This window comes from Syntrophomonas zehnderi OL-4 (genome assembly GCF_000983115.1).
Classification (GTDB): Bacteria; Bacillota; Syntrophomonadia; order Syntrophomonadales; family Syntrophomonadaceae; genus Syntrophomonas_B; species Syntrophomonas_B zehnderi.
Map to the genome: position 1 here is coordinate 120,232 of NZ_CGIH01000005.1, position 5,438 is coordinate 125,669.

Consider the following 5,438-nt stretch of genomic DNA (forward strand, 5'->3'; position numbering starts at 1 on the left):
TAGACGCGGACTCGCTTCGCTCGCGCAGATCGAGCAGGGTTTACGCGGTTTAATAATAAAAATTTAGTAGCGGAAGCTTCAGCTTCCGCCGGGAAACATAGTTTCCCGCCTGGTAAAACCAATCCAGCCCCGTAGCGGAGGCTTCAGCCTTCGCGGGGAAACATAGGCAAATTGGGAATAGAATAGACGCGGACTCGCTTCGCTCGCGCAGATCGAGCAGGGTTTACGCGGTTTAATAATAAAAATTTAGTAGCGGAAGCTTCAGCTTCCGCCGGGAAACATAGTTTCCCGCCTGGTAAAACCAATCCAGCCCCGTAGCGGAGGCTTCAGCCTTCGCGGGGAAACATAGGCAAATTGGGAATAGAATAGACGCGGACTCGCTTCGCTCGCGCAGATCGAGCAGGGTTTACGCGGTTTAATAATAAAAATTTAGTAGCGGAAGCTTCAGCTTCCGCCGGGAAACATAGTTTCCCGCCTGGTAAAACCAATCCAGCCCCGTAGCGGAGGCTTCAGCCTTCGCGGGGAAACATAGGCAAATTGGGAATAGAATAGACGCGGACTCGCTTCGCTCGCGCAGATCGAGCAGGGTTTACGCGGTTTAATAATAAAAATTTAGTAGCGGAAGCTTCAGCTTCCGCCGGGAAACATAGTTTCCCGCCTGGTTAAACCAATCTAGCCCCGTAGCGGAGGCTTCAGCCTTCGCGGGGAAACATAGGCAAATTGGGGATAGAATAGACGCGGACTCGCTTCGCTCGCGCAGATTGAGCAGGATTTACGCGGTTTAATAAGAAAAATTTAGTAGCGGAAGCTTCAGCTTTCGCTGGGAAACATAGTTTCCCGCCTGGTAAAACCAATCCAGCCCCGTAGCGGAGGCTTCAGCCTTCGCGGGGAAACATAGGCAAATTGGGCATAGAATAGACGCGGACTCGCTTCGCTCGCGCAGATTGAGCAGGGTTTACGCGGTTTAATAATAAAAATTTAGTAGCGGAAGCTTCAGCTTTCGCTGGGAAACATAGTTTCCCGCCTGGTAAAACCAATCCAGCCCCGTAGCGGAGGCTTCAGCCTTCGCGGGGATTGCGCTAAGGGAATAGTAGCGAGAAATTCTACCTGCCAGGTATATAGGACAGCCTGATTACCTTATAAAAAATATTTTAATCCGGTGGTAGGAGAAACTTTAGTTTCCCATTTAAAATAGAAATAAACCGCGGAAATTACCCTACGGGTACTACTGATATGAACTCCGTTCATAATTAAGGTTGCACCCTACGGGTACTACTGACATGAACTTCGTTCATAATTAAGGTTGCACCCTACGGGTACTACTGATATGAACTTCGTTCATAATTAAGGTTGCCGCGTAAACCGCGCAATCCGCGTCCATTAAAACCCAAAACCGAAAGGAGGATTTTTCATGAATCCCATAGACCGTATCCGCTTCGGCGGTATTGCCAGCGGAATGGATACCGAAGGCATCATCAAAAACCTTATGCGCACTGAACAAATGAAAGTTGACCGCCAGTTCCAGCAGAAAACCATTCTGGAATGGAAACGCGATGACTATCGCAGTGTTAATAACAGCTTAAGAACTTTCCGTGAGCAAAACGTGTTCAACCTCAAGCTCCAGGGAGCCTTTTTGGCCAAAAAAGTGAGTTCCTCAAACGAAGCCATCCTTACTGCTTCTGCTGGCCCCAATACCCTGGAAGGTTCCTATTCCATTAACGTTATTCAGACCGCTAAAGCCGCCTCAGCACAATCTTCTGCAAAAATAACCGGGGAAATCGGCAGCGGCAGTTTCACCATCCAGGGAAAAGATGGAGAAGAAGCTCAAGCCACCATCAATGTAAATGAGAACGACACCGTGCAGATAATCGCAGCCAAAATCAATGAAAAGTCCAGCCAAACCGGTATCAAGGCCATCTATGACGAAAACAGCGGACGGCTATTTATGATGTCAAAATCTACCGGCCAAGATAATTTCATAAAAATAGTATCAGATGATAACGGCATTTTAAAAAACTTAAATCTTTATAGTGATGACACACTGCCTGCGGAGGGCAAGCTTCTCGCCACAGGCGCCAATGCCCAAATCAAACTTAATGGCGGAGAGACTTTGGAGTTTAACTCCAACCAGATTAACCTTTTGGGCTTAACTATGACTATCAAGCAGGAGGGCAATGCTACCCTGACTGTGGGTAAAGATATTGACTCCGTTGTAGACCAGATTAAATCCTTTGTCGAACAGTACAACAAGATCATGGAAGACCTGGGCACTAAATTAGGCGAAAAACGCTACCGTGATTTTGCGCCCCTGACTGATGAACAAAAAGCCGACATGAAGGAAAAAGACATCGAGAAATGGGAAGAAAAAGCCCGCAGCGGCATTTTTAGAGCCGATTCCCTGCTAAGCTCCATAGCCAGCAACCTGCGCATGACCGTAGGAAGTGCGGTAGAAACCGGTTCAAAGTACAAAACCTTTAGCTCCATAGGCATAATGACGTCACCGGACTGGAAAGACCACGGCAAACTATATATAGATGAAAAAAAACTGCGCGAAGCCTTAACCGATGACCTGGACGGGGTGGCCAAGATTTTTAACAATGAATCTTCTGACCCCAAGGCTGCCGGCATCGCCCGCAAACTGGATGACATGCTAAAAGGCCAAATGGAATCCATCGCCAGCACCGCCGGACGCAATGTTATCGGTGCCGATGAGAGCTACCTAGGCAAAGAAATCAGCCGCATGAACAAAAGTTATGAGGAAATGCAAAAACGCTTGATTCGCATCGAAGAAAACTATTGGGCTAAATTTACCGCCATGGAAAAAGCCTACCAGCAAATGCAAAACCAAAGCGCTTGGCTAGCCGGGCAACTCGGGCAGATGCAACGCTAGAGAATAGACACAGATAACACAGACCCGGCACTCAACTTGAGTGCCGGGCACAGATTAACACAGATTTTTTATTATTTATATAATACAAATAACGAACTTATATAATACGAATAACAAACCCCGAAATCCCGAGACTCAAATCCCAAAACTCGAAACCCAAAACTCGAACCCCAAAAACCCCGTAGCGGAGGCTTCAGCCTCCGCCTAAATATATTACGGGTACTATTGATGCTCCCTTCGGTCGCTATGCCCGCCGGGTCTGTGTTATCAGTATCCATTAAAGCCCAGCCATACGCTAGAGAATAGACACAGATAACGCAGACCCGGCACTCAACTTGAGTGCCGGGCACAGATTAAGACAGATTTTTTATTATTTATATAATACAAATAACGAATTTATATAATACGAATTACAAACCCCGAAATCCCGAAACTCGAATCCCGAGACTCGAATTCCGAAACTCGAAACCCAAAAACCCCGTAGCGGAGGCTTCAGCCTCCGCCAAAATATAAGTAAAAAACAATAAGCCATGGCTCCCTCCCCCGTAGCCCGGGCATCACCACAAAAAAATGCAAACCAGCCACATAACAGAGAAAAACAAAGCTATACACTGGTAACCACCTCTAATCACCTATATCCCACATTTTTGACCCCTTAGCATGACCGCCCAGTTCACGATAATAAATACATCCTGGGAAATCCGTCCCAGAAATCCAATCGCAAAGGAGGGAGCAGGAGCCATTTTAGTCTAAAGGTCGATACTAAACGGTCTGCAAACCACCTTAACCACGCAATTAAAACTGCCCCGCAAGGATGCGGGAGCATGAATTTCAAGGAGGAATTTATTTATGATTATTAACCACAACCTTATGGCTATGAACACCCAGCGCCAGTTAGGCATCAACAACCTCGCAGGTGCTAAAGCAACCGAAAAACTCTCATCCGGTTTCAGAATCAACCGCGCCGGCGATGATGCTGCTGGGTTGGCTATCTCCGAAAAAATGAGAGGCCAGATCAGAGGCTTAAACATGGCTTCTAAAAACGCCCAGGACGGCATTTCTTTGATCCAGACCGCGGAAGGTGCGCTGAATGAGACCCATGCTATCCTGCAGAGAATGAGAGAACTGGCCGTCCAGTCCGCCAGTGATACCAACGTGGTTGTAGACCGCAGTGAACTGCAAAAAGAAGTTGACCAGTTAGCCAAGGAAGTATCCAGGATCGGTCAGACTACCCAGTTTAATACACAGCACCTGCTGACCGGTGACTTCAAGGAAAAGGTATTTCATATAGGAGCCAACGAAGGGCAGAATCTTAAATTAACCATCGCGGATATGAGGGCCTATGAACTGGCAGTCGTAGGTAGTACCAAAATAGAGTTGGAGGCTACAGTTTCAGGGACAGGTACAGCCAAGGATGGTATTTACACCATTAATGGAACAGATCTTATTGATGCCAATGGTCATACCGTAGCTACTACTGCTGATGCTGGTCTGACTTGGGTAGGTGCCGGTGAATTGGCAGATGTTACCTTCACCTTCGAGCAGAAAGTCGATACCGGTACTATTAAGGTACTCGATGGTAAAGCTACTGGCATATCGGAATTTAGCCGTAAAACAGAGAGTACATTAGAAGCCGGGGATTATAAAATTGATTCTGCCAAAGGGCAACTTCTTGACGGTGCTGGCAATATTATAGCTACTTCTACCGATAATATAACGTTTACCAGTACCAAGGCGGGTGTTGGCACGGTATTAAAACTGGATGCAGCAGCTACCAAGGATTATACTGTAAGCGTTGGGGGAGTTGACATATCTTCCCAGTCAACGGCTAACAAGTCTATTACGACCATTAACAACGCTATTGAAACCGTTTCCGCAGAACGTTCCAAGCTGGGCGCACTGCAGAATCGCTTAGAACATACCATCAAGAACCTGGATACATCCGCAGAGAACCTGCAGGCTGCAGAATCCAGAATACGCGACGTTGATATGGCTAAAGAAATAATGGAATTCACCAAGCAGAACATCCTGCAGCAAGCTGCAACCGCCATGCTGGCTCAAGCCAACCAGGCTCCTCAGTCAGTATTACAACTACTCAGATAGTACTCATACTAAAAATCATACTAACATTAACCGTAGCGGAGGCTTAAGCCTCCGCTACTATTTTCTTACAGTGAACTTCTCCGAAGAAGAACCCGTTACCCCGGTAACCCGCAGCGGAAGCTAAAATCTAACCAGCGTAGCGGAAGCTTTAGCTTCCGCAGGGAGGCTAAAGCCTCCCCTACCGGAAGAACAGTTGAGACTAAGATCCAAACACCGTAGCGGAAGCTTTAGCTTCCGCAGGGAGGCTAAAGCCTCCCCTACCGGAAGAACAGTTGAGACTAAGATCCAACACCGTAGCGGAAGCTTTAGCTTCCGTGGGAGGCTAAAGCCTCCCCTACCGGAAGAACAGTTGAGACTAAGATCCAACCACCGTAGCGGAAGCTTTAGCTTCCGCAGGGAGGCTAAAGCCTCCCCTACCGGAAGAACAGTTGAGACTAAGATCCAA

The 5,438-nt window shown here is 47.3% G+C and carries 2 protein-coding genes; both read left to right on the top strand.

Annotation, left to right across the window (positions count from 1 at the left end; genetic code table 11):
* Positions 1-1,411: 1,411 nt before the first annotated feature.
* Entirely contained in the window at positions 1,412-2,890 is a 1,479-nt protein-coding gene (gene fliD / locus AAV90_RS02595) for a flagellar filament capping protein FliD (RefSeq protein ID WP_046495495.1), read from the top strand.
* Between the two features lie 849 nt (positions 2,891-3,739).
* Positions 3,740-4,993 carry a flagellin N-terminal helical domain-containing protein gene (locus AAV90_RS02600; RefSeq protein WP_046495497.1) on the top strand — a complete coding sequence of 418 codons (1,254 nt, stop codon included), beginning with the start codon at positions 3,740-3,742 and terminating at the stop codon, positions 4,991-4,993.
* Positions 4,994-5,438: the final 445 nt, after the last annotated feature.